The organism is Alienimonas californiensis (assembly GCF_007743815.1).
Taxonomy (GTDB): Bacteria; Planctomycetota; Planctomycetia; order Planctomycetales; family Planctomycetaceae; genus Alienimonas; species Alienimonas californiensis.
Window position 1 is genome coordinate 1,060,668 of sequence record NZ_CP036265.1, and the last position, 23,732, is coordinate 1,084,399.

Below are 23,732 nucleotides of genomic sequence, written 5' to 3' on the forward strand. Positions count from 1 at the left end.
AAGCGGCCGTCGAGGGCCGAAGGCCGACCGCTCCGCTCTCCCGTCGGCGCCGGCGTGCATCGCCGGGAACGCATGCGACTTCGGCGGGGGGCGGGTATCCTGCCGGCCGTTCGCCCCCTTCCGTCACGTTCTGCGCCGATGTCCACCGTCTACTTCCCCGAAGTCCCCGAGCCGATCCGCTACGAGGGCCCGGACAGCAAGAACCCCCTCGCCTTCCGGCACTACAACCCCGACGAGGTCGTCGAGGGGCAGTCCATGAAGGACCTGTTCCGGTTCGCGGTGGCCTACTGGCACACCTTCCGCGGGACCGGCAGCGACCCGTTCGGCCCCGGCACCGCCCAACGGCCCTGGGAAGACGGCACGGACTCCGTCGAGATGGACCTGAAGCGCGTGGACGTCGCCTTCGAGTTCATGCAGAAGCTCGGGGCGCCCTTCTATTGCTTCCACGACCGCGACGTCAGCGGCGCCGGGGCGAACCTCAAGGAGACCAACGCCCGGTTCGACCAGGTCGCCGCCAAGTTGAAGGAGAAGCAGGGCGAGACCGGCATCAACCTGCTGTGGGGCACGGCGAACCTGTTCAGCCACCCGCGTTATATGCACGGCGCCGCCACCAGCCCGCAGGCCGGCGTGTTCGCCCACGCCGCCGCCCAGGTGAAGAAGGCGATCGAAGTCACCCAGGAGCTCGGCGGAGAGAACTACGTCTTCTGGGGCGGCCGGGAGGGCTACTTCAATCTCTATAACACGGACATGCAGCGGGAGCTGGACCACCTCGCCCGCTTCATGCACATGGCGGCGGACTACGCCGACGAGATCGGCTTCAAAGGGCAGTTCCTGTTCGAGCCGAAGCCCAAGGAGCCGACGAAGCATCAATACGACTTCGACGTCGCCGCCTGCATGAACTTCCTGCGGATCAACGGGCTGCAGGATCGGGTCAAGATGAACATCGAGGCCAACCACGCCACCCTGGCGGGACACTCGATGATGCACGAACTGGAATACGCCCGGATTCAAAACGCCCTGGGCAGCGTGGACGCCAACACCGGCGACGCCCTGCTGGGCTGGGACACCGACCAGTTCCCCACCGATTATTATCTCACGACCCAGTGCATGCTGGTGATCCTGGAGTACGGCGGGCTGGCCCCCGGCGGGCTGAACTTCGACGCGAAGGTGCGGCGGGAAAGCTTCGAGCCGATCGACCTGTTCCACGCCCACATCGGCGGGATGGACGCCTTCGCCAAGGGCGCCAAGGTCGCCGCCGCGATCCGTAAGGACGGCGTGCTCAACGACTTCGTGAAGGAGCGCTACGCCAGCTACGACGACGGCCTGGGCGCCAAAATCGAAGCCGGCGAGGCCACCTTCGCCGACTGCGAAGCCTGGGTGACCGAGCACGGCGAACCGACGATCGCCAGCGGCCGTCAGGAGCTGCTGGAGAACATTGTGAATCGGTACATCTGACGGCGAACTGCGGAAGCGGACGCTGAGGTCCGACGACGCCCGAGGCGAACCGGCCCCGGCGAGCGCCGCCGCACGGTCCGACCGGGCTCGCTGCCGGGTCGGACCGTGCGGCGGGCCTCCGTCCGGTCATTTGTACTCCGTGCCCCCGGACTGCTGGCGGAGCTCCTCCAGGTCCTGCAGATCTTCTTCGGACGGCTCGATGAGGCCGTCTTCGTGCTCCGCGCAGCCGGCCGCAAAGGCGACGGGCGCCGCCAGGGCCGCGGCCAACGCGGCGGAACGGCCCAGCGAGACGAGGGGCCGGCAGGACAGGAGAGAAAAACGCATCGGAAAACCCTGATCGTTTGGGAAGGGGAAGGGAGGCGTCGGCCGGCGGCAGCGGGCGGGGGCGACCGCTGGGCCGGACCGCGACGGCCGATCGTCAGTACACAAAGCGTCCGTGCGCCGGAACGATCGGATCGGAGAAATCTGACTCGTTTCCGAAAAAACATCGGAACCTTCCGACGCGTTGGGTGTTGCCGATGCGAAAGCGGGGTTAACTTTGCGGCGGGAGCCGTTTTTTCTAGAGCGGCGTCGTGTCGCCCTGCGGTCCCCTCTCGTCCTTTCCTTACCTTGGGAGCCTTCCAGATGCGTATCCCCGCTCGGTCAAGACGGCCACGCGCCGGCTTCACGCTGATCGAACTGCTGGTGGTCATCGCGATCATCGCGATCCTGGTCAGCCTGCTGCTCCCCGCCGTGCAGCAGGCCCGCGAGGCCGCCCGCCGCAGCCAGTGCCAGAACAACCTCAAGCAGTTGGGACTGGCCATGCACAACTACCACAGCACGTACGAGACCTTTCCGGCCGCCGCCGGCGGCACGGGCGACGTCAGCAACGTCGCCGACCAGTGCTACTCGGACACGAACTGGAACTGCACCAACGAGGGCGCCCTCAGCCCGCTGGTCGCCCTGCTGCCCTTCCTGGATCAGACGGCCCTGTGGAACCAGATCAGCCGCCCGTACACCAGCCCGAAAGATCCCTCGAAGATCTTCCCCCCGTTCGGTCCCCAGCCGATCCACTGGGACTCCAACGGCTACCTGCCCTGGTTCACCCAAACGGCCGTTCTGCTGTGCCCTTCCGACGGCGCCCCGCCGCGGAACCACGCGGAAACGAACTACGCGATGAACTGGGGCGATAACGGCTACGGCAACGGCAACCCGGCGAACTGGGACGGTGCGAGCAAGGCGCAGCGCGGCATGGCCGGCGGCGGGCGCTGGAACGACGACGGCGGGAACGGCAACGTGCACTTCGGTCTGAATGCCGCCAAAGACGGGACCACCAACACGATTCTGTTCGGCGAGATCGCCCGCGGCGAAGAACGCGCCTTCCGCGGTTCCGTCGCCCAGGACGTCGACCTCGGCCGGGACAACTCCGCCCGCACCCAGTCCAGCCCGAAAACCACCTGCCTGGACGTTGTGAACGACCCGCAGAACCCCGGATTCTACAACCAGTCGGTCAGCGTCTTTGACAACGAGACCATTCGTCGCGGGTCCGTATGGGGGCTGGGTTCGCCGCTGTGGACCGGGTTCAACACGATCTTCCCGCCGAACGGTCCGAACTGCGACGGCGTTCAGGACACCGGCAACGATTGGTGGCGGAACCAGCACGGCGGCATCTACTCCGCCGGGTCGTACCACTCCGGCGGGTGTCAGGTGGTGATGGCCGACGGGTCGGTGCAGTTCGTCTCCGACACGATCGACACCGGGGACCTGACGCGGAACACCGTCAGTAGCGGCCAGAGCCCCTACGGCGTCTGGGGCGCGATGGGCACCCGGAGCGCCGGGGAAACCGTCACCAACAACTAATTCTACGAACCGGTCGGTTGAGCGAGCCCTCGTACGGCCGAGTCCGCTCAGATCCGGCCGCACCGAACGTAGATCAGTCGGCTCCTTCTGCCGCGTCGCAACCCGTTGCGACGCGGCGATTTTTTTTGGAGTTCAACCGATGAGCCGTCGCCGGGCAGCGGACCGGGGACCGGGGACCGGGGACCGGGGACCGGGGACCCGGCCGTCCCTGAGACCCACATGGGGACGCCGCCGGACGGCTTGCAACACGAATGCCGATTGCGTCGACCGCCCCCTCAGCGTAACATAAACCGCTTCTCGTCACAGTCGGGACTGCCAGGGCTTTCCTCCCCGATCTGCGTGGCGCCTCCTCGCGTCTCCCTTTTCCGGGATTCTCCCCCCATGTCGCGCTCCCGGTCCGCCCTCGTGCGGACGTCGTCCATCCTTCGCTCCGGCTTCACGCTGATCGAACTGCTGGTGGTCATCGCGATCATCGCGATCCTGGTGTCGCTGCTGCTGCCCGCGGTGCAGCAGGCCCGGGAGGCGGCCCGCCGCAGCCAGTGCCAGAACAACCTGAAACAGCTCGGCCTGGCGCTGCACAACTATCACAGCACGTTCAACGTGTTCCCGCTCGGACGCGGCGGCACCAACGGCACGCCGCCGACCGCGACACCGATGCCGGCCGGCAACTACACGAGCAACGGCGGCCGGCTGGGGACCCACGTCCCGCTGCTGCCGTACATGGACCAGACGGCGCACTGGAACCAGATCTCGAAGCCGTTGGTCTTCGATCTGAGCGGTACCCAAACCGCCGCCCCGTCGATGGGCGCCCGCCCCTGGGAGACCAACTACCCGCCGTGGAGGGTCCAGGTTGCGGCGCTACTGTGCCCCAGCGACGGCGCTAGCACGAGTTCGACCTCCTTGGCTGTGACGAACTATTCGTTCAACTGGGGCGACAACGGCGACGGGATGGACGACTCCTTCGGCACCAACCCCCGGGTCCGCGGCATGTTCGGCGCGACCAACTCGTCCGGTATGCGCGATATGCGGGACGGCACGACCAGCACCCTGCTGATGGCCGAAAACGGTCGCAGCGACGGATCTCGCTCTTATCAGGGAAGCTATGCTCAGAACTTCGGGGGGAACATCTCGAAAGCGACGTTGATCGCCACGCCTTCGGCGGCCTGCCTCACCCCGGCCAACGATCCCGCCAACCCCGGGAAGTATATCAGCACCGCCGGCCTCCGTGGCCGCGGCTCGCGGTGGGCGGACGGCGGCGCGGCGTATACCGGCTTTACCACGATCTTCCCCCCGAACGGCCCGAGCTGCGCCGCGGACGGGACGGACTGGGGCGACGGTATCTACTCGGCCGGGAGCTACCACACCGGCGGAGCCCAGGCGGTGTTCGGCGACGGGTCCGTCGCGTTCATCAGCGAGACGATCGACGCCGGCAACCAGAACGCCCCCATGCCTCAGAGCGGCAAGAGCCCTTACGGCACCTGGGGCGCCCTGGGCAGCCGGAACGGCGACGAAGTGACAAACGGTTACTGAACCGGAGTTCCCACGGAACGGCGTGACTCTCCGCAGCCCCCCGCCTCTTGAGGCGGGGGGCTGTATTCATTGAGAGACTATCGCTGTCGTCACGGGAGCGGCGGTCGCTTTCGATCCGCGGCCTCGATCCGCTCCACCACACGGCCCCGTCCAGCTCTCCGAATCTCGCTATCGCAATGACCGCCTGCACGCCGCCGGTGTGATAGCTGCCGGCGGCGAGCAGGCGGTTCTGGGCGACGGCAGCGTGAGGTTCATCTCCGGAACGATCGACGCCGGCAACCAGTCCGCCGGTGTGGTGACCAGCGGCAAGAGCAACCACGGCACCTGGGGCGCCCTCGGCAGCCGCTCCGGCGGCGAATTGGTCGGCGAGTTCTGACCCGACCACGGGCCGCCCGTCAGCCCGAGCGTCACGTTTGCTTTACCGAACCGACCCGGGGGAACGTTCCCCCGGGTCGGTTCGTTCATTGACCGGACGCGGTTCCGATCGGGAATCGCCGCTCAGCGGCCGCTGCGGATGCGTTCCATCTCGGCACGCTCCTCCGGGGAGAGCTGTTCGACCGCAGCGTCCGCCTCGTCCACTTCCGGTGCCTCAATCTCGCCCTCCGTCACGCCGGACGAGCAGCCTACCAACGCCGTGCACAGGCCGAGGGCGCCGAGGCACGGCAACGTGGCCGCCGGCAATGCCGCGGAAAGGACGGCGGCGGACAGGGAACGAGCGAGGCGGGACATGGCGGATCAATCTGACGACAGAGGAAGAAACAGGGAGGGAACGGGCCGCTTGGCCGGCCGCCTCGCGGCGGAAGGTAGGCGGGAGACGATCGCTTTGAAACGGTCGGGAGGACTCTTCGGGACGCCTTTTCGGCGGGAGAGCGGGAACTTTGCCGCATCCGGCAGGAAGTGGGGCCATTGAACAACAGTCACTGTTCCGTACTCTTCTCGCCCGTTGCGTCCCTGAGCAGCCCTCAGGGTCGACCCCAACGTCGCATTCTTCCTCGTCCCCTTCCAGTCCTCAGCGCTCCATGATGTCGCACGTCTGTGTTGGCCGCGGTTCCGCCCGGCAGCCCGTCCCCCCGCCGCGTCGCTTCGGGTTCACTTTGATCGAACTGCTGGTGGTCATTGCCATCATTGCGATCCTGGTCTCCCTGCTGCTGCCCGCGGTGCAGCAGGCCCGCGAAGCGGCCCGGCGCAGCCAGTGCCAGAACAACCTCAAGCAGTTGGGGCTGGCGATGCACAACTATCACAGCACCTACAAGACGTTCCCCGCCGGGATGGGCGGGACCTCGACGCCGGACCCGGCCGCCCCGAACCCGTGGCACGGCAGCAACGAGGGGAACCTCGGCTACCTGGTGCCGCTGCTGCCCTTCCTGGACCAGACGGCCCTGTGGAACCAGATCACCAACCCGCTGGACGGCACTATCAGCGGGAACCCCTACCGGTACCCCGCCTTCGGCGGTCAGCCGGTCTCCAGCAGCTACGTGCCGTGGCGGACGCAGATTTCGACGCTGCTGTGCCCGACCGACTCCGCCCCCGTCTCCGGCACCGCCGACACCAACTACGCCGCCAACTGGGGCGACAACGGCTACGGGAACGGCCGCGGCAACCGCTCCCAGGCCCGCGGCATGTTCGCCGGGGACGCCTGGAGCACCTCCGGCAACGGCTTCGTCAACCTCGGACTGCGTGACGCCCGCGACGGGACGACCTCGACGATTCTGATCGGTGAGATCGGCCGCGACGACGGCTCCCGTTCTTATCAGGGCGGGTTCGCTGCGGAGATGAGCCTCTCCGCCGGCGCCAGCGCAGGCACGTACTCCAATCCGCAGACCCAGTGCGTCGACGTCGTGACCGACCCGAACAACCCGGGCAAGTACGTCGCCTCCGTCGCCTATCGCGGCGACCGCGGCACCGCCTACGCCCTGGGCACCGTGCCCTACACCGGGTTTAACACGATCCTGCCCCCCAACAGCCCGTCCTGCGCCACCGGAAGCGCCTCGAACTGGTGGGAGCGGGTCAACGGCGGCATCCTCTCCGCCGGCTCGTATCACACCGGCGGCATTCAGGTGGTGATGTGCGACGGCTCGGTGAGTTTCCTCTCCGAGACCATCAACGCCGGCACCCAGACCGCCGATTCCGTGACCTCCGGCAAGAGCCCCTACGGCGTCTGGGGCGCCCTGGGCACCCGCTCCGGCGGCGAAGTCGTCGACGAGTATTGATCCGGCGCCGGCGCCCGGGCCGGCCTTCGGCCCGGACCGCTCCGATGCCTCGACTGCCCCGGGAGGCCCACGCCTCCCGGGTTCTTTCGTGCGCCTCAGCGGGGGACGGCAGACGTTGCGGCGCTGTTCCCGGCCCCACGATCCGGCGTCTCGCCGGGGCCGGGAAGCGCGGTTGAAGCGGCCGGACCCAGACTGTCCGGCGCCGTTTCCGGACTGCCGAAGGAGCAATCCGACGAGCCAGCTCCGGTTGATGTATTGAACTAGAGGGACTGTTCCGTACCCTTTGGCGTTCCCTCGCCGCGTCGCCCTGCCTGATCCCTCCATTCGGCGGCGCCGATTCCTTCCTGCTCCCCTGACTCCTGTCGTGATGTCTCACCGCTCTTTAAGTCGCCGGTCTTCAAGTCACCGCTCGACTCGGCCGCTCCTCGCCCCGCCCTCCCTGCGGTCCGGCTTCACGCTGATCGAACTGCTGGTGGTCATTGCCATCATTGCGATCCTGGTGAGCCTGCTGCTGCCCGCCGTGCAGCAGGCCCGTGAGGCCGCCCGCCGCAGTCAGTGCCAGAACAACCTCAAGCAGTTGGGGCTGGCGATGCATAACTATCACAGCACGTACAAGGTCTTCCCGGCCGGCAAGGGCGGGACGCAGGTGACCGTCGGCTCCGACATCAGCACCCAGAGCAACCAGGGCTGGGCCGGCTACCTGATTCCCCTGCTGCCCTACATGGACCAGACGGCGCTGTGGAACCAGATCAGTCGGCCGCTGGACACGAACGGCGACGGCACGCCGGACTACGCCGCGGGCGGCCCGAAGGTGGACAACGACTCCTACCCGCCGTGGAAGAACCAGATCGCCACGCTGCTCTGCCCGACCGACGGCGCCCAGCCGACCGGCGTCGCCGACACCAACTACGCCGCCAACTGGGGCGACAACGGCGCCGGCAATAACACCAACAACCTCAGCCAATCCCGCGGCATGTTCGCCGGGGCCGCCAGCGCCAACCCCCGGCTCCACATGGGCCTGCGGGACGCCCGCGACGGCACCGTCAACACGATCCTGATCGGCGAAATCGGCCGCGACAACGGGTCCAAGGCGTTCCAGGGCGGCTACGTCGTGCCCTCCTCCCTCACCGCGACCAACGGTAGCTTCGCCGACCCGGTCGCCAACTGCGTGGACGTCGTCTCCGACCCCAACAACCCCGGCACCTATCTCGACACCGTCACCTACAGCACGAGCCGCGGCAGCATCTGGACCGCCGGCGGCGCCGGCGCCACCGGGTTCAACACCATCCTGCCCCCCAACAGCCCGAGCTGTCAGGGCGAGCCCGACGGCACCGACACCTGGCGGGGCTTCGTCTACGGCCGAGGCATCTTCTCCGCCGGCAGCTACCACACCGGCGGCGCCCAGTTCGTGATGTGCGACGGCTCGGTGACGTTCATCTCCGAAACGATCGACGCCGGCAACCAGTCCGCCGCCACGCCGACCAAGGGCAAGAGCCCCTACGGCACCTGGGGCGCCCTAGGCAGCCGGAACGGCGGCGAAGTGACCGGTGAGTTTTGAGAGAGACACGGTCTGAGCGACCGACCGCTGGCCAAGGACCGTGAACCACGGACTCCGGGATGCAAAAAGGCCCGGGAGGCAAACGCCTCCCGGGCCTTCTTGTTTGGAGCCGGTCGAAATGGACCGGACGAACTGACCGGGAGACCGCGTTCAGATCTCCATGTCGTCCGGCGTGGATTCTTCGGGGGTCTCAGGCTCGGCGGTGACCCCGCCCCGCTCCGAATCGCAGCCGGTCAGCGAGAACGCCGCGAGGGAGAGCGGAAGGAGCGACAGCAGAACGGCCAAGCGGCCGACGAAACGAGCGGGGCGGGACATGACGGTGACCTGTGGGAAGGAAGAGCTGCGTCGGGTGTGACGCGAGCGTCTTTATAGAACGGCGCCCCGTTCGCCGTCGACCGTCTAAATTGGCGGCGGGAACTCGCGGGGGCCGCGACGGTCGTTCGCGCCGGCCGCTCGCGACGGCCGGCGGGGCCTATCGAACGCCGGCCTCGACCGGCATCTTGGCGTTCATTGCCGACTGCCAGTCCCGCAGGGCGGTCCGCAGTTCGGCCAGCTTGTCGGGCCGCTCCGCGGCGAGGTTCTTCAATTCGCCGGGGTCGGCGGCGAGGTCGTACAGCTCCGCCGTGTCGGTTTCGTAGAACTCGATCGCCTTCCAATCGCCCCGCCGCAGCGACGCCCCCGGCGTCCAGCCGCTGCCGTGGTAATGCGGGTAGTGCCAAACGAAGTCCCGCGGCTCGAGTTCGTCGGACCCGGCCAGCAGCGGAACGAGGGAGACGCCGTCGGCGTGCAGCTCCGGCCGCGACTTCAACCCGCACAGCTCCAGCACGGTGGGGAACAGGTCCATGCTGACGACAGGCTCGTCGACGACTTTCCCCGGCAACACGCCCGGCCCGGCGACGATCAGCGGCTCCCGCACGCCGCCCTCATAGAGCCAGCCCTTGCCGGAGCGCAGCGGCAGGTTGCTAGTCGGCCCCATCCGCCGCGAGGTGCACAGCCCGCCGTTGTCGCTGAAGAAGATCACCACGGTGTTCTCCCGCAGCCCCTGATTTTCCAGCGTATTCATCACCTTGCCGACGGCCCGGTCCATCGCCGCGACCATGCTGGCGTAGGCCGGCAGGTCCTGCCGCGCCCGGGAGATGACCTCCGCCCCGGCCGCGGCGCCCTCTTCAATGGTCGGCGTGGGGTCGTCGAACCGCCGTTCGGCCTCGCGCTCGAACTCCGCGACGGTGATATTGTCCGCGGTGATCGGGGTGTGGACGTTATAGAAGCTCAGCATGGCGAAGAACGGCTCGCCGTCGGCGTCCTGCGAGGCGTTCCGCACGAAGGCGGCGGTTTCGTCGGCGAGGCGATCGGTGAGGTACTCGCCGTCGGCCCGGGCCGTCAGCGTGGGGTTCTTCCACGGGGCGTAATACCCGCCCGGCGGGGAGCCCTTCGAATTGCCGCCGATGTTCACGTCGAACCCCTGATCGGTCGGCCAATGGCCCTCGTCCCCCAGGTGCCACTTGCCGGCGAAGAAGGTGCCGTAGCCCTCCTCTTTGAGAACCTCGGCCAGCGTGACCTCTTCCAGCGCCAGATTGTCCCGGTCGTCGACGTGCTGGAACCGGCCCTTCCTGCGGGTGCCGGGGATCCAGTCGGTCACGTCGACCCGCACCGGGTGCCGGCCGGTCAGCAGGCTGGCCCGCGTCGGGCTGCACACCGGGCAGGCGGCGTAGGCCTGAGAGAACCGCGTGCCGGCCGCGGCGAGGGCGTCGACGTGCGGCGTCTCATAGAACGTGCTGCCGGTGCACCCGAGGTCGTTCGCCCCCAGATCGTCCACCAGAAACAGCACCACGTTCGGCGCCCCCGGTTCGCCGTCGCCGCGAGGCGGCGCGCCCCAGGCAGCGGTCACGAACAACAGGGGCAGGGCGAACGACAGGCGGAGCATGGGAACGGGCCGTGAAAGGAGCGACCCGCTCACCTTGCCGGCCTCAGCCCACGAACTCCACCTCGGCCGGTTCGGGAATCACGCCGGCTTCATAGCCGCGCTTCAACAACTCCCGCACCGCGGCCCGGCCGCGGTCGCCGAAGTCCAGCGTCCAGTCGTTGACGTACATCTCCACAAATTCGTCGTTGCGGGCGTCGTCCAGCCCGCGGCCCCACTTGGCCGCGTATTCCAGCGCCTCGGCCCGGTGCTCCAGGCCGTATTGAATGGACTGTTTGAGGATCGCCGTCACCTCGTTCACTGTCTCCGCCCCGAGGTCCTTGCGGATCGCGTTGCACCCCAGCGGCAACGGCAGGCCGGTCTGCTCCTGGAACCAGACGCCGGTGTCCACGACGAGGTGCAACCCCTGATCCGGGTAGGTCAGCTGGCCTTCGTGAATGACGAGCCCGGCGTCGAACTCGCCGGCTTCGACCACGTCCAGCATCGTGTCGAACGGGCGGACTTCATATTCAAAGTCGTCGCCGAGGATCAGTTTGAGGCTGAGGAACGCCGTCGTCAGCGTCCCCGGCACGGCGATCCGTTTGCCGCGGAGGTCGTCCACGGTCCACGGCTGCCGGGCGACGACGCGGGGCCCGTAGCCGTCGCCCATGCTCGCCCCGCAGTTGCAGATGGCGTATTTGTCGGTCAGGTGGGCCATCCCGTGCAGGCTGACGGCCGTCAGTTCCAGCAGGTCGGTCCCTTCAAGGGCCCGCCGGTTGAGCGTTTCGATGTCGACCAGATCGTGCGTGAATCGATAGCCCGGCGTGGGGATCTTGTCGTTGGCGAGCGCGTGGAACATGAACGCGTCGTCCGGGTCCGGGCTGTGCCCGACGCGGATCAGTTTTTCCCCGGAGGCAAGGGGGGGCTCGACGGCGGCGGCAGAACGCATGGGGGGTCGAAAAACGAACGAAGAACGCGGACGGAACGCGGCGAGAACCGCGGACGGCCGCAGAGCGTAACGCCGCGGGCGATTCGGTTCGCCTTCGTTGGAGGACCGCCGGCCGTTCGGGGCCGGTATCCTCGCGGCCATGAACCTCACCGCCCTGCTCCTCGCCGCCGCCTTCGCCCCGCCTGCCGGCGACGACCGGGGACCGATCACGGTTTCGCCGGAGGCGGCGGCTCTGCATCGGACGTTGTTGGTGGCGGACGGGCACAACGATCTGCCGTGGGCGATCCGTACGGACTTCGGCTCCGACTTCTCGAAGTTCGACCTCGCCGCCGGCGTGCCCGCCCTGCACACGGACATCCCCCGCCTGCGGGCCGGCGGGGTGGGGCTGCAGTTCTGGAGCGTCTACGTCCCCGCCGCGCAACAGGGCGCCGCGACGGCGGTCTTCGAACAGATCGCGATCGTCAACGAAATGGTCCGCCGGCACCCGGAGACCTTCGCCCTCTGCCGCACCGCCGAGGAGGTCGAGGCCGCCCGGGCCGAGGGGAAGATCGCCTCCCTCATCGGGATGGAGGGCGGCCACGCCCTCGAAAACTCGATCGGCCTGCTCACGAAGTTCCGGGAGGCCGGGGCGGCCTATCTGACGCTGACGCACTCCGCCACGCTGGACTGGGCCGACAGCGCCACCGACGAACCTAAAAGCGACGGCCTGAGCCCGTTCGGGGTCGAGGTGGTCCGGGAGATGAACCGGGTCGGCATGCTGGTGGACCTCTCGCACGTCTCCGCGGCGACGATGCACGACGCTCTGGACGTGACGGCGGCCCCGGTCATTTTCAGTCACTCCTCCGCGCGGGCCGTGGCGAATCACCCCCGCAACGTGCCGGACGACGTGTTGCGGCGCCTCAGGGAGAACGGCGGCGTGGTGATGGCGAACTTTTATAGCGCCTTCGTCGTCCCCGAATTCGCCGCGGAGCAGGCCGGGATCTACGAGATCCGCCGGCAGGCCGCGGCCCAACTCCCGGACGACGAGGCCGCCCGCGACCGCCTGGAGCGGGACTGGCGACAAGAGCATCCCGTCCGCCCCGGCACGATCCACGACGTACTGGACCACCTCGATCATTTAGCGAAGATCGCGGGGCCGGAGCATGTGGGCCTGGGCGGCGACTACGACGGCGTCTCCACGCTCCCGGCGGGCCTGGAGGACGTCTCCGCCTACCCCCGCCTCACCCAGGGCCTGCTGGACCGCGGTTATAGCGAGGACCAAATCCGCGGCATCATGGGCGAGAACGCCCTGCGGGTCTTGCGGGCGGCGCTGGCCGTCGGTGAGCGAGCGGAGTGAACGATTACTGGGGGGCGACGGAGACGATCGCTTCGATTTGACGGCCGTCCCCGACGCGGCGACTCGACGACGCGTGAGCCGCCCGCTTGTCGTACGATGTCGCGGGCGCATCCGGCTCGCGACGCCGCCTCGCGAATCTGTTTTCCCTTCAGAAGACCGTCATGGCCTCTCTTCTTCCGGCGTTCTGCCTCCTCGGAATGCTGGCTTCCGGTTCTCCGGAGCCGCACGACGGGGGGCGGGAGATCCGCGTCCTCACCTATAACATTCATCACGGGGAGGGCGCCGACGGGCGGATCGACCTGGAGCGGATCGCGGGGGTCATTCTGGCGACCGAGGCGGACGTCGTGTTGCTCCAGGAAGTGGACGTGAAGACCCAGCGGGCCGACGGTGTGGATCAGGCGAAGGAACTGGCCCGGCTCACGCGGATGCACTCCGCGTTCGGAGCCAATCTGCCGTATTCGGGCGGTCAGTACGGCAATGCGATCCTGTCGCGTCACCCCATTCTCCGTTCGGAAAACCACGCATTGCCCGCAGGCGGCTCGGAGCCCCGCGGCGTGCTCGTCGCGCAGGTGAACGTCCCCGGCTGCGGCGTCTGCCGCGTGCTGTCGACCCACTGGGATCACCGCAGCGCGGAGAATCGCCTCGCGTCGGCGAACGCGCTGCGGACGCTTGTCGAGGAGTGGACCGAACCGGCCATCCTCGGCGGAGATTTGAACGCGACCCGCGACGCAGAACCGCTGAAGACGTTCACCAAGAGTTGGACGTTGCTCGGCGACGAAGCGCCGACGTCTCCGGCCGCCGATCCCACCCGGCAGATCGATTTCATCGCGTACTGCTCGTCGTGTTCGTCGCGCCCGATCACCCTGACGAAAAGCGGTGCGATTGAGGAGAAAGTCGCCTCCGATCACCGTCCGTTCGTGGCCGTGTTTCGCATCGGCGCGTCGGCGAGCGAAGACTGAGCCCGCCCGGGCGACGGCGTGCAGCACGACGTGCGGGCGTCTTCACGCGACGCATGGGAGACGTTTCGTTCCGGCGGACTTCGACAACGGGAGAGGGAATGAAGGACATTAAAGTCGCCTCCGTGCAGTTCAACCACCGTGCAGGGGATAAGCCGTACAACGTCGCCGTGATCGAACGGTTCGTCGAAGAGGCGGCCGAACGGAACGTAGAGTTAATTTCCTTCCCCGAGATGTGCGTGACGGGCTATTGGCACGTCCGAAACCTCGCCAAGCCGGAAATCGAGGCGCTCGCGGAGCGCGTCCCCCACGGGCCCACGACGCAGAGGTTGTTGTCGTTGTCCCGCACGCATCGCATGACGATCGGCGCCGGGCTGATCGAAGTCGCCGACGACGGACGGCTGTACAACTCCTACCTCGTGGCCATGCCCGACGGCACGCACGCGTGCCATCGAAAGCTGCACTGTTTCATCAGCGAACATATGGCGAGCGGGGACCGATATACGGTGTTCGACGCGCCGCAGGGATGCCGCATCGGCGTGCTCACCTGCTGGGACAATAACCTGGTGGAAAACGCACGGGCGACGGCGTTGCAGGGAGCCGAAATCTTGCTGGCTCCCCACCAGACCGGCGGATGCAATTCCAGGAGCCCGGGCGCCATGGGACTGATCGATCCCCGGCTGTGGGACGACAGGGAATCCGACCCGGCGTCGATCGAAGCGGAGTTCCAAGGGCCGAAGGGCAGAGCGTGGCTCATGCGCTGGCTGCCCTCCCGGGCGCACGACAACGGCATGTTTCTGATCTTCAGCAACGGTGTCGGAATCGACGACGACGAAGTGCGAACCGGCAACGCCATGATCCTGGACCCGTACGGCCAGATTCTGGCCGAGACAGGGAAGGCTCAAGATCAGATGGTCGTCGCAGAGCTCAAAGCCGATCAACTCGAGCGATGCACCGGTCGGAGGTGGATCCGGGGGAGACGACCGGAGCTGTATGCGAGTCTGACGGTCAGAACCGGCGACGAACTCGACCCCAGATCCGCGAGATTCTCGCAGGAGCGCACGAAAACCGCCTGACAAATCGCTGCCTCGGACGCGAACCCGCTTCTCGGCAGGGGCATGTCGGCCAACTGACGATGCCGTACCTTGGCGCCCCGCCGATTGCTCCGCCCGCCGCTCTCGCCCGATGCCAATTCAGGAATGCGCCACCGTCGGTCTCGTCAGCGGCGTGAGCGTCGCCGCGGCCTGCATGGCGGTGCTCATGTCGCTTGAGTCGACGGCCCCGACCGGGTCCTCGATTGCGATGTCGCTCATGTGGTCTCAAGGCGCCGTTCTCGGTCTCGGCCTGGCGATCGGGCCGACGTGCGGGGTCGCGTACTGGTACTTCAAACGGAAGTGACCCGGGCCGGCGACGCGGGGCCGGCGGTCGCGAATTCGCCGTTCCCCGCGCGGCCGGGGCCGTCTACAACCCGTTCCATGAACGCTTCCGCCGGCCCCTCCCCCCCCGACGCGCCCGCCCTCGACGTGCTGTTGGTCGGCGGCGGGGTGGCGGGGTTGTGGGCGCTGGACGTGCTGACAAGCCGCGGGCTCTCCTGTCTGCTGGTCGAGCGGGGCGAACTGGGGGCGGGGCAGACGGTCGCCAGTCAGGGGATCGTGCATGGCGGGCTCAAATACACCCTCACCGGCCTGCTGACCGGCAGCGCCAAGAATATCCGCGAGATGCCCGGCCTCTGGCGCCGCTGCGTCGCCGGGAACCCGGACCCCGTCTTTCCGCACGAAGGCCCCGCCGGCGGCTCGCACCCGGACCTCTCGGAGACCCCCGTGCGCGCCCCGCACTGCCTGCTGTGGCGGAGCGAATCGCTGACCGGCCGCCTCGGCATGATCGGCGCCAAAGCCGGGCTGCGGGTCGCCCCCACCGCCCTCGCCGCCGACGAAATCCCCCCCGTGCTGCGGGGCGTGAAGGGGCCGGTCTGCCGTTTGGACGAACAGGTTCTCTCCCCGGCCGGGCTGGTGGCGAACCTGCGGCGCCGCAACCTCGACCGCCTCCTTCAGATCGCCGACGACGGCGTCGCCGTTCACACCGCCGGCGGGCAGATCACGGGCGTCACGCTGACCGCCCCGGACGGCCGCACGCTGGCCGTCGCCCCCCGCCACGTCGCCCTCACCGCGGGGGCCGGGAACGCCGGGCTGCTCGAATCGCTCGACCTGCCGGGGGCGGAGCGCCTCGCCGGCGCCCTGCCGACGATGCAGCGCCGGCCTCTCCATATGGTTCTCGTCCGCGGCGAACGCCTGCCGCCGCTGTCCGGGCACTGCGTCGACGGGGCGAAGACGCGGGTGACGATCACCAGCGACCGCGATTCGTCGGGCCGGGTCGTCTGGCAGGTGGGCGGGCAACTCGCCGAGGACGGGGTGAACCTCGACCCGGAACCGCTGATCGCTCGGGCCGAGCGCGAACTGACCGAGGCGATCCCCGGGCTGGACCTCTCCGGCTGCGACTGGGCGACCTACCGGGTCGACCGTGCCGAGGGCCACGCCGGCGGACAACGGCCGGAGGACGCTCAGCTTTACACCGCCGGCAATCTGCACGTCGGCTGGCCGACGAAACTGGCCCTCGCCCCCGTGCTGGCCGCCCGGCTGGCGATCGCGGCGGGGGCGGCGTCGGGTTCGTCGTTCGTCCCTCCCGCTGATTGGCCGCGTCCGCCGGTCGCCGCCCCGCCGTGGGAGCGTTGCGAGTGGCGGAGCCGGCAAGAACCGCTCCGGCGGGCCGCGTAGGGTCCGCTGTGCGGACTGATTGAGACCCACCCTGTTTCCCCTGCACGGTCCGCAGAGCGGACCCTACGGAACTCCGCCATGACCCCCCGCCCCCTCGGCCGCACCGGCCTGTCGGTTTCGCCCGTCTCCTTCGGGGCCTTCAAGATCGGCCGCAACCGCGGCACGAAATATCCCACGCCCTATCCGCTGCCGACGGACGCGGAGGCGGAGGGCCTGTTGAACGCCGCCCTGGACGCCGGCGTCACCCTGATCGACACCGCCCCGGCCTACGGCGCCAGCGAGGCCCGCATCGGCCGGTTCCTGTCGCATCGCCGGGACGAGTTCACCCTCTGCACGAAGGTCGGCGAGCGCTGGGGGCTCGGCCCGTCGGGGGAGTCCGAGAGCCGTTACGACTTCAGCCGCACGGCGGTGTTCGCCTCCGTCGTGCGGAGCCTGCGGACCTTGAAGACGGACGCCGTCGACCTGCTGCTGATTCACTCCGACGGCCGCGACGCCTACGTGCAGAACGAAACCGACGCCGTGGAGACGCTGCTGGACCTCAAACGGCGGGGGCTGGCGCGGTACGTGGGGCTCTCCGGCAAGCGGCCCTCCGGCTGCGCCCAGGCGTTGAAATGGGCGGATGTGGTGATGGTCGAATATCACGCGGAGGACACCTCGCACGCCGCCGTGATGGTGGAGGCGGAGCATCGGGGCGTCGGCGTGCTGGTCAAGAAGGCGCTGGCCGCCGGCCGGCACGACCCGGCCGCGGCGGTGCGGTTCGGGCTGGACGGGCCGGGGGTCAGTTCGCTGGTGATCGGCACCGCCAGCGCCGCCAACCTGCGGGCGAACGTCGCCGCCGCGAAGGCGTGGCGGCCGGGAAAGTCCCTGCTGCGGGCCGCGGCGTAGAGGGTTCGGAGGATTCATGAACGACGCCCCGGGCCGGTCGCGAGACCGGCCCGGGGCGTTTTCCTGAACAGGCCGCACCGGCTCAGAACTCGCCGACGACCTCCCCGGCGGCCCGGGTGCCCAGCGCCCCCCAGGTGCCGTAGGGGCTCTTGTTGCCGCCGGTGTAGGAGGCGTGCGTGACGGGCTGGGAATCCTGGTCGCCGGCGTCGATCGTGTCGGAGATGAAGTTCACCGAGCCGTCGACCATGCAGACCTGCACCCCGCCGGTGTGGTGGCTGGTCGCGGCGAGAACGGAGTAATCCGGCCGATTGCTGTCGCTGATCGCCGTGGACTGGTCGTGCCGGACGCAGCTGACCCCGTTGGGGGGCGAGAGCGTGTTGAAGCCGGAGTTGACCGGGGCCCCGTCGGTCCAGCGGGTGCCGCGGGCCACGGTGTTCCCGGAGGAGACGTAGTACCCCGGCTCATCCGGGTCGCCGTGGTTCGCCAGGCAGGCGGACGGCTTGGTCCGCGGGTTTCGGTAGGCGTTGCCGAGGAACGAGCGGTCGCCGCCGCTGCGAGCCATCTCGCTGAGCAGCAGCGTGGTCGTCGTGCCGTCCCGCACGTCGCGGACGCCCCGCCAAGCGCGGTGGCTGAACACGCCCCGCTCGCTCGCCGTCGAGGCGTTGTACCGGGACGCGTAACTGTCGTCGCCCCAGCAGGCGGCGTAGTTGGTGTCGGCGATGAGGCCGTGGGTCGGCACGCCGTCGCTGGGGCAGAGCGTGCTGGGGTACTCGATCCTCCAGGGCGGGTAGGCGTTGCGCGAGGGCGCCGGCCCCATCGCGGCGTACGTGACGTCCGGGGTCCCGTCGTCGTCCGTGTCGACCGACATCGGCCTGCTGATCTGGTTCCACAACGCCGTCTGATCCATGTACGGCAGCAGGGGGACCTGCCAGCCCAGCCGGTCCCAGTTCCCCTCCAGGCCGCCGGCGCCGGCCTTCCCGGTGCCCCCGCTGCCCGCCGGGAACGTCTTATAGGTGCTGTGATAGTTGTGCATCGCCAGCCCGAACTGCTTCAGGTTGTTCTGGCACTGACTCCGCCGGGCCGCTTCGCGGGCCTGCTGCACGGCGGGGAGCAGCAGGGAGACCAAGATCGCGATGATCGCGATCACCACCAATAATTCGATCAGCGTGAAGCCGGATCGGCGCCCGGCGCCCCGGGCGCCGGCGAGAGATTGATTCATGGGAGAACGTCCTGAAAAGACCTAAAAACGCAACATGCACAGGCCGCCCGCGACGTATCGGACACGACCCATGCGTCACGCCGGACGATACGTCGCCGGCCACGCATTCACAATCGCAGATGTGCACGATGAGATGCGCACAATGAGCGGGCGGCGGCGGCCGGAGTACTCGAATGCAGACGGTCCTCCTAAACTCCCCGCATGACTGCCACCCTTCAGGACAACGTCCGCGAGAACTACGGCGCCGTCGCCGCCAGCGCCCTGACGGGCTCTGACGCCGGCGTGCGGGCCGTCGCGGAGGCTTTCGGCTACTCCGCGGAGGAACTCGACAGCATCCCCGCCGCGGCGAATATGGGCCTCTCCTGCGGGAACCCCACCGCGACCGCGAACCTGCGGCCGGGGGAGGTGGTGGTCGATCTGGGGTGCGGCGGCGGGCTGGACGTGTTCCTCGCCGCCCGCAAGGTCGGGCCGACGGGCCGGGCGATCGGCGTCGACATGACCCCCGCGATGCTGGACCGCGCCCGGGCCAACGCCGCCGCGGCCGGCCCGAACGGCACGCCGCTGACGAACGTGGAGTTCCACCACGCCACCATCGACGCCCTGCCCCTGCCGGACGCCTCGGTGGACTGCGTGATCTCGAACTGCGTGATCAACCTCGCCCCGGACAAGCCGGCCGTGTTCCGGGAGATCGCCCGCGTCCTCAAGCCCGGCGGCCGGCTGGCGGTGTCCGACATCGCCCTCAAGAAGCCGCTGCCCGACGCCATCAAGGACGACGTCGGCGCCTACGTCGGCTGCATCGCCGGGGCGATCCCGATCGAGCAGTTCCAAAGCGGCCTGTCCGACGCCGGCTTCAGCGAGGTGAAGGTGGTCGACGAACGGACCGACCTGAACGCCTACGCCAGCGTCGACGGCCAGGGCGCCTGCTGCTCCCCCGCCGCCGGCGACGCCGGTTCAAGCGGCTTGGCGGTGCTCGACAGCGGGTGCTGTTCGCCCTCCGAACAAACCGCCGCCGACCCCACCCTGCATGCCCGGCTCGCCAAGCTGCTAGCCGAGCACGACGTCAACGACTACGCCGCCAGCGTGAAGGTCTACGCGGTGAAGCCGTAGGGCGAACGGTCGCCTCCAGGGTCTCCCCTCTCCCTCTGGGAGAGGGGCCGGGGGTGAGGGTGAGGCACGGTTCCTACGCCCCCGCTCTCTGCGGTGAGGGGATTGAAGGAGAGCCGGCGGACTGGGAACGGTGCTCGGAAGTCAACGCCCCCTCACCCCCGACCCCTCTCCCCCAAAAAGGGGGAGAGGGGGGACGCGAACGCCGCTCACTCCCCCTCGCCGCGGCCGCCTTCGCCGTGTTCGCCGTCGGGGGCGGTTTTGAGGCTGGCGAGATACTCCACCAAATCCCGCATCTCCCGTTTGGTGAGGGCGTCGGGGATGTCGGCCGGCATGGCGCTGGGGCCGTCGGCCCGGTCGAGGATCTGGGCCGTCGGGATCACCACCTCCTCGGCGGTCGGCAGGACGAGGGTCAGGGCCTCGGCGGTTTCGCTTTTCAGCACGCCGGTGACGACCTGACCGTCTTCCTTAAGGACGACGGCGGTGGCGAAGCCCTCGGCGATCTTCGCGCTGGGGAGGACGATCGATTCCAACAAATAGGCCCGGTCCCGCTTGGCGGCGATGCCGTCCAGTCGCGGGCCGACCTCGCCGCCCTCGCCGTCGGCGATGTGGCAGCGCCGGCAGCTCGCGGCGCTGCGGCCGAAGAAGATCTCCTTGCCCGCCGCGACGTCTCCGCCGGTCAGGGTCTCGCTCCACTGGGCGAGCTTGTCCGGCCCGCGCTTGTCCTCGTACATCGCCAGGTACTCGCCGAAGGCGCCGTCCTTGCGGGTGGAGGCCGCTTCGAGCAGTTCGAGCGTGATCTCCGGCGGAGCCTCGCCCGCCATCAGGCGCTTCAGCCAAGTCTCAATGACGGCGTCGGCCTCTCCGGACTCCAGCCCGGCGAGGGCCGAGACGGCCCGCTGGCGTTCCAGCGTGGCGCCCTCCTCCAGGGCCTCCGAGAGCAGCCCGACGGCGGAGGCCGGGTCCCGCTTCACCAGCACCGCCCGGGCGGTCGCCCGCACGGACGGGTCCTCGGCTTTGAGGGCCGACCGGGCGACGGCGATCGCCACCGCGGCGTCGTCGGCCAGATCGTCCACGGCCCGCACCGCGGCGACGCGGACCTCGGACGGCTGGGAAGCATCCTCGGCGAGGGCCCGCATCGCATCCAGCGACGCCTCGATCTTGTACTTCGCCAGCAGTTCGACGGCGGCGGCCCGCACCTTCTCGGAGCCGTCCAGCAGGGCCGGGGCGTTCTCCGTCAGCAGGGCCGGCAGGAAGGCGGCGTCCCGGACGATCTCGGCCTGCCCGTCCTTCGCGTTCTCCAACGCCGCCTCCGTCGCGGGGACGATGCGGTTCGCCGGGTTGGCGGCGGCCCACTCGGCGGCGGGGCGGAGCCGGCCGGTCACGCGGTCGATGCGGTCCGGGGCGTCCCACATCGTCAGCGTTGCGATCGCCTCCTCCCGCAGGGCGGAGGGCAGGCCACCGTCCGCCGCGACCGCGGCGACCCGGGCCGCCGCGGAGGCGTCGCCGAGCAGGAAGTTCGCCATCAGCACCCGGCGGAGCAGCGGGTCGCGGGTCGGTTCGTCGCCGAACTGGGTCGTGTTGGCGAGGGCGAACAGTGCCGGGCCGGACTCCGCGACGGCGGGTTCGTCGATGACGGCCCGGGCCAGTTCCAGCCGCACCGCGGGGTTCTCCGCCCCGCCCCGGCCGAGGGCGTCGGCCAACGCGGTCCAGGCCCCCGCCCGCCGCAGGGCGACGACGGCGGCCGTGTGCAGCCGGGCGTTCTGGGCGGCGACGTCCGCGTCGCCGAGCCCCGGACGGGAGGCGAAGGAGGCGCCCAAGAACGCCGCCAACTCGCCCGGGCCGGCGGTGGCACTAAGTCCGACCGTCGCGGCGTGGAACAGGGCCGGGTCGGTGCCGTCGGCGGCGATCACCTCCCGCAGCCAGGCGGTCGCGGTCGGCTCGGGTGTCGTCGTTTCGCCCAGCGCCAGGGCGGCTTCCCGCACGACGCGGGCGTCCTCGTCCTTGAGCGCGGCGGCGAACAGCGGGGCGTACTGGTCGGCGGCGTTCTCGCCCAGCAGGCGGAGCGCCCACCACCGCAGCAGCGGGTCGGTGTCCGTGGCGAGGGTCGCCAGCGGGGCCGGGTCGGCGCCGTGGACGCGGACGCACTGCCCGTAGCCCCAGAGGGCGTGCCGGCGGGCGAAGGGGTCGGCGGTGGCGTCCTCGGCGACGCTCAGCAGGGCGTCGGTCGCGTTGCGGCTGCCCAATTCATACTGGGCCTCCGCCCGCACGCGGCGGTCGGCGTGGTTCAACAATTCGAGCAGGCGATATTCGTTCGCCTCTGTGAACCCGTCGGCGAGAATCTTGGCGCTCTCCTCGGCCGTGTATTTCGGCTGGGCGATGCGATAGACGCGGCCCTTGCCGACGCCGGTCCAGCCGGTGACCCAGTCGGAGACGAACAGGCTGCCGTCCGGGGCGAAGGTCGCGTCGGTGGCGAGCACGCCCCAGAGATATTGGCCGTCGTCGACCGGTTTGAAGCTGGCGCCGTGGCGTTCGTTGGTCCAGTGCCGCACGCCGCTGTTGCCGGGGGTGCCGCGGAAGTCGCAGGCGAAAAAGTGCCCGCGAAGCTCCGGCGGCAGGCCGACGCCGGGGTCGTAGGTCAGGCCGCTGGGGCCGTCGCCGATGTTCGCCAGCGGCGGGAACACGTGGGCCGGCTGGACCTGGGCGGCGGCGGTCTCTTTAGGGACGCCGCTGGCGCCGAATTGCACCGTGGCCGGGGTGTCGCGGGGGATCCACATCATCTCCCGGTTCCAGGGGCCGCGGTCCGGGAGGTACTGAAAATACATCCGCCAGCCGTTGTCGGCGCCCTGCAACACGTGCACCCAGCGGGCCTTGTCGCCGCTGTCCGAGTTATTATCCCAGGTGAACAGGTTGCCGGCGTCGTCGAAGGCGATCTCCTGCGGGTTCCGCAGACCGTACGAGAAGATTTCCAGCCCGCTGCCGTCCAACTCGCTGCGGAAGACCGCCCCGGTGTCCGGCATCGCCAGCAGTTCGGCCGGTTTCCCCTCGGACGGGGGGGAGAGCACATGAAAGCCGCGGTCGCCGATGGACCAATACAGGCGGCCGTCCGGGCCCATCGTCAGGCCGTGCATATCGTGGCCGCGGAAGGCGAACCGCACGCCGTAGCCGGTGGAGAGGGCATCGCGTTTGTCGGCGACGCCGTCGCCGTCGGTGTCCTTCAGCTTCCACAGGTCCGGGATGCAGGTGTAATACACGTCCCCGTCCGGGCGGACGAGCACCCCGGCGCCGGTGCCGGAGACGATCGTGTTGAACCCGTCGGCGAAGACTGTGGCGGCGTCGGCCTTGCCGTCGCCGTTGCTGTCGGTGACGAGGCGGATGCGGTCCTGCTCCGCGGTGTATTTGGCGTCGGCGTCCTCAATATAGTTGCGGGAGTAGGCGGCCCGGTCCTCGACCGTTTCCGCGGCGAGGTCCGCCCGCAGCCAGTCCATATGACCGCGGTTGTCCTCCACGCCTTTGCCCTGGCGGAACGTCTCGCAGACCCACAACCGCCCCTGATAGTCGACGTCGATCGCCACCGGGTTCGCCAGCAGCGGCTCGGCGGCCCAGACGGAGCCGGTCGCGCCCTTCGGCAGCGTGAACCCGGCGAGGGCGTTTTCGCCCTCGTCGGAGGCAGGAGCGATCGGCGGATTGTAGGTCTGCTCCGCCGGATCGGCGGGGGCCGGTTCGACCGGTCCCCGGGCGATCGTCAACGAGGGCAACGCCAACGCCGCGGCGAGGGCGGCGGCGCCCCAAACGGGACGGGTTCGTGACGGACGGATGCGTGAGGAACCGGCGGGACGGACGGCATTCATTACGGGGGCTCTCGCCGGACGGAAGGGAACGGGGAGAGTTTATCCACCAACGCCCCCCTTGCCGAACGGGACGAGCCGGCGGGGCGCCCGCTCGGCGAGGATTCGCCCCCCTGCCCCTCGGGCGCTGCGCGTTCGTTGCCTCCGCGCATCATGGCGGGGACCTGCCCGC

19 protein-coding genes are annotated in these 23,732 nt (G+C 69.2%); 12 read left to right on the plus strand and 7 right to left on the minus strand.

Annotated features, from left to right (window positions below; all coding sequences use genetic code 11):
- The first annotated feature begins 138 nt into the window (after positions 1-138).
- A complete protein-coding gene (xylA, locus tag CA12_RS04110; protein ID WP_145357612.1) occupies positions 139-1,455 on the plus strand; it encodes a xylose isomerase in 1,317 nt (438 codons plus the stop codon).
- Between the two features lie 126 nt (positions 1,456-1,581).
- Here xylA and CA12_RS04115 read toward each other — a convergent pair whose 3' ends face one another.
- Complete coding sequence (locus tag CA12_RS04115; RefSeq protein ID WP_145357613.1) at positions 1,582-1,779, minus strand: hypothetical protein; 198 nt, start codon at positions 1,777-1,779, stop codon at positions 1,582-1,584.
- A 300-nt stretch (positions 1,780-2,079) separates the two neighbouring features.
- On the opposite strand from CA12_RS04115, the gene CA12_RS04120 reads away from it, so the two are divergent.
- From CA12_RS04120 to CA12_RS21820, 3 genes are all read left to right on the plus strand, one after another.
- Positions 2,080-3,294, plus strand: a complete 1,215-nt coding sequence (locus tag CA12_RS04120) for a DUF1559 domain-containing protein (protein WP_145361304.1) — start codon at positions 2,080-2,082, stop codon at positions 3,292-3,294.
- Between the two features lie 381 nt (positions 3,295-3,675).
- Positions 3,676-4,824 (plus strand): DUF1559 domain-containing protein, encoded by a 1,149-nt coding sequence (locus tag CA12_RS04125; RefSeq protein WP_145357614.1) that lies wholly within the window; start codon positions 3,676-3,678, stop codon positions 4,822-4,824.
- A 199-nt stretch (positions 4,825-5,023) separates the two neighbouring features.
- Positions 5,024-5,200, plus strand: coding sequence for an H-X9-DG-CTERM domain-containing protein (locus CA12_RS21820; RefSeq protein WP_165700542.1), 177 nt, complete (start codon positions 5,024-5,026; stop codon positions 5,198-5,200).
- A 122-nt stretch (positions 5,201-5,322) separates the two neighbouring features.
- Here the strand turns inward: CA12_RS21820 and CA12_RS04130 are convergent, their stop codons facing one another.
- A complete protein-coding gene (locus CA12_RS04130; protein ID WP_145357615.1) occupies positions 5,323-5,553 on the minus strand; it encodes a hypothetical protein in 231 nt (76 codons plus the stop codon).
- A 290-nt stretch (positions 5,554-5,843) separates the two neighbouring features.
- Here CA12_RS04130 and CA12_RS04135 point away from each other — a divergent pair, with 290 nt between their 5' ends.
- Together CA12_RS04135 and CA12_RS04140 are read left to right on the plus strand one after the other, a co-directional pair.
- Positions 5,844-7,034: a DUF1559 domain-containing protein gene (locus CA12_RS04135; protein WP_145357616.1), complete on the plus strand. Its 1,191-nt coding sequence runs from the start codon at positions 5,844-5,846 to the stop codon at positions 7,032-7,034.
- Between the two features lie 367 nt (positions 7,035-7,401).
- Positions 7,402-8,592: a DUF1559 family PulG-like putative transporter gene (locus tag CA12_RS04140; protein WP_145357617.1), complete on the plus strand. Its 1,191-nt coding sequence runs from the start codon at positions 7,402-7,404 to the stop codon at positions 8,590-8,592.
- A gap of 150 nt (positions 8,593-8,742) precedes the next feature.
- Here CA12_RS04140 and CA12_RS21825 read toward each other — a convergent pair whose 3' ends face one another.
- From CA12_RS21825 to CA12_RS04150, 3 genes are all read right to left on the minus strand, one after another.
- Positions 8,743-8,907, minus strand: coding sequence for a hypothetical protein (locus tag CA12_RS21825; protein ID WP_165700543.1), 165 nt, complete (start codon positions 8,905-8,907; stop codon positions 8,743-8,745).
- A gap of 157 nt (positions 8,908-9,064) precedes the next feature.
- Positions 9,065-10,516: a sulfatase gene (locus CA12_RS04145; protein ID WP_145357618.1), complete on the minus strand. Its 1,452-nt coding sequence runs from the start codon at positions 10,514-10,516 to the stop codon at positions 9,065-9,067.
- 43 nt (positions 10,517-10,559) lie between these two features.
- Complete coding sequence (locus tag CA12_RS04150) at positions 10,560-11,441, minus strand: menaquinone biosynthesis family protein (RefSeq protein ID WP_145357619.1); 882 nt, start codon at positions 11,439-11,441, stop codon at positions 10,560-10,562.
- Between the two features lie 139 nt (positions 11,442-11,580).
- On the opposite strand from CA12_RS04150, the gene CA12_RS04155 reads away from it, so the two are divergent.
- The 5 genes from CA12_RS04155 (at position 11,581) to CA12_RS04175 (ending at position 17,389) form a co-directional block, all read left to right on the plus strand.
- Positions 11,581-12,777, plus strand: coding sequence for a dipeptidase (locus tag CA12_RS04155; protein ID WP_145357620.1), 1,197 nt, complete (start codon positions 11,581-11,583; stop codon positions 12,775-12,777).
- A gap of 86 nt (positions 12,778-12,863) precedes the next feature.
- The gene (locus tag CA12_RS04160; RefSeq protein WP_145357621.1) at positions 12,864-13,736 is read left to right on the plus strand and encodes an endonuclease/exonuclease/phosphatase family protein; all 873 of its coding nucleotides are present in this window, start codon (positions 12,864-12,866) and stop codon (positions 13,734-13,736) included.
- Between the two features lie 98 nt (positions 13,737-13,834).
- Positions 13,835-14,809 carry a nitrilase family protein gene (locus CA12_RS04165; RefSeq protein WP_145357622.1) on the plus strand — a complete coding sequence of 325 codons (975 nt, stop codon included), beginning with the start codon at positions 13,835-13,837 and terminating at the stop codon, positions 14,807-14,809.
- A 399-nt stretch (positions 14,810-15,208) separates the two neighbouring features.
- The gene (locus CA12_RS04170; RefSeq protein WP_145357623.1) at positions 15,209-16,504 is read left to right on the plus strand and encodes an FAD-dependent oxidoreductase; all 1,296 of its coding nucleotides are present in this window, start codon (positions 15,209-15,211) and stop codon (positions 16,502-16,504) included.
- Positions 16,505-16,582: 78 nt separating this feature from the next.
- On the plus strand, positions 16,583-17,389 hold the full coding sequence (locus CA12_RS04175) for an aldo/keto reductase (RefSeq protein WP_145357624.1): 807 nt from the start codon (positions 16,583-16,585) through the stop codon (positions 17,387-17,389).
- An 82-nt stretch (positions 17,390-17,471) separates the two neighbouring features.
- Here the strand turns inward: CA12_RS04175 and CA12_RS04180 are convergent, their stop codons facing one another.
- Complete coding sequence (locus tag CA12_RS04180) at positions 17,472-18,608, minus strand: DUF1559 domain-containing protein (RefSeq protein WP_145357625.1); 1,137 nt, start codon at positions 18,606-18,608, stop codon at positions 17,472-17,474.
- A gap of 201 nt (positions 18,609-18,809) precedes the next feature.
- Between CA12_RS04180 and arsM the strand changes: the two genes are divergently transcribed.
- Positions 18,810-19,715: an arsenite methyltransferase gene (gene arsM / locus CA12_RS04185; protein ID WP_145357626.1), complete on the plus strand. Its 906-nt coding sequence runs from the start codon at positions 18,810-18,812 to the stop codon at positions 19,713-19,715.
- A 206-nt stretch (positions 19,716-19,921) separates the two neighbouring features.
- On the opposite strand, the gene CA12_RS04190 is transcribed toward arsM, so the two are convergent.
- Positions 19,922-23,563: a PVC-type heme-binding CxxCH protein gene (locus CA12_RS04190; protein WP_145357627.1), complete on the minus strand. Its 3,642-nt coding sequence runs from the start codon at positions 23,561-23,563 to the stop codon at positions 19,922-19,924.
- Positions 23,564-23,732 lie beyond the last annotated feature (169 nt).

Excerpts from the sequence above, each read along its gene's own strand:
- xylA (WP_145357612.1), top strand. The coding sequence starts at position 139 with ATGTCCACCGTCTACTTCCCCGAAGTCCCCGAGCCGATCCGCTACGAG.
- CA12_RS04115 (WP_145357613.1), bottom strand. The coding sequence starts at position 1,779 with ATGCGTTTTTCTCTCCTGTCCTGCCGGCCCCTCGTCTCGCTGGGCCGT.
- CA12_RS04120 (WP_145361304.1), top strand. The coding sequence starts at position 2,080 with ATGCGTATCCCCGCTCGGTCAAGACGGCCACGCGCCGGCTTCACGCTG.
- CA12_RS04125 (WP_145357614.1), top strand. The coding sequence starts at position 3,676 with ATGTCGCGCTCCCGGTCCGCCCTCGTGCGGACGTCGTCCATCCTTCGC.
- CA12_RS04130 (WP_145357615.1), bottom strand. The coding sequence starts at position 5,553 with ATGTCCCGCCTCGCTCGTTCCCTGTCCGCCGCCGTCCTTTCCGCGGCA.
- CA12_RS04135 (WP_145357616.1), top strand. The coding sequence starts at position 5,844 with ATGATGTCGCACGTCTGTGTTGGCCGCGGTTCCGCCCGGCAGCCCGTC.
- CA12_RS04140 (WP_145357617.1), top strand. The coding sequence starts at position 7,402 with ATGTCTCACCGCTCTTTAAGTCGCCGGTCTTCAAGTCACCGCTCGACT.
- CA12_RS21825 (WP_165700543.1), bottom strand. The coding sequence starts at position 8,907 with ATGTCCCGCCCCGCTCGTTTCGTCGGCCGCTTGGCCGTTCTGCTGTCG.
- CA12_RS04145 (WP_145357618.1), bottom strand. The coding sequence starts at position 10,516 with ATGCTCCGCCTGTCGTTCGCCCTGCCCCTGTTGTTCGTGACCGCTGCC.
- CA12_RS04150 (WP_145357619.1), bottom strand. The coding sequence starts at position 11,441 with ATGCGTTCTGCCGCCGCCGTCGAGCCCCCCCTTGCCTCCGGGGAAAAA.
- CA12_RS04155 (WP_145357620.1), top strand. The coding sequence starts at position 11,581 with ATGAACCTCACCGCCCTGCTCCTCGCCGCCGCCTTCGCCCCGCCTGCC.
- CA12_RS04165 (WP_145357622.1), top strand. The coding sequence starts at position 13,835 with ATGAAGGACATTAAAGTCGCCTCCGTGCAGTTCAACCACCGTGCAGGG.
- CA12_RS04170 (WP_145357623.1), top strand. The coding sequence starts at position 15,209 with ATGAACGCTTCCGCCGGCCCCTCCCCCCCCGACGCGCCCGCCCTCGAC.
- CA12_RS04175 (WP_145357624.1), top strand. The coding sequence starts at position 16,583 with ATGACCCCCCGCCCCCTCGGCCGCACCGGCCTGTCGGTTTCGCCCGTC.
- CA12_RS04180 (WP_145357625.1), bottom strand. The coding sequence starts at position 18,608 with ATGAATCAATCTCTCGCCGGCGCCCGGGGCGCCGGGCGCCGATCCGGC.
- arsM (WP_145357626.1), top strand. The coding sequence starts at position 18,810 with ATGACTGCCACCCTTCAGGACAACGTCCGCGAGAACTACGGCGCCGTC.
- CA12_RS04190 (WP_145357627.1), bottom strand. The coding sequence starts at position 23,563 with ATGAATGCCGTCCGTCCCGCCGGTTCCTCACGCATCCGTCCGTCACGA.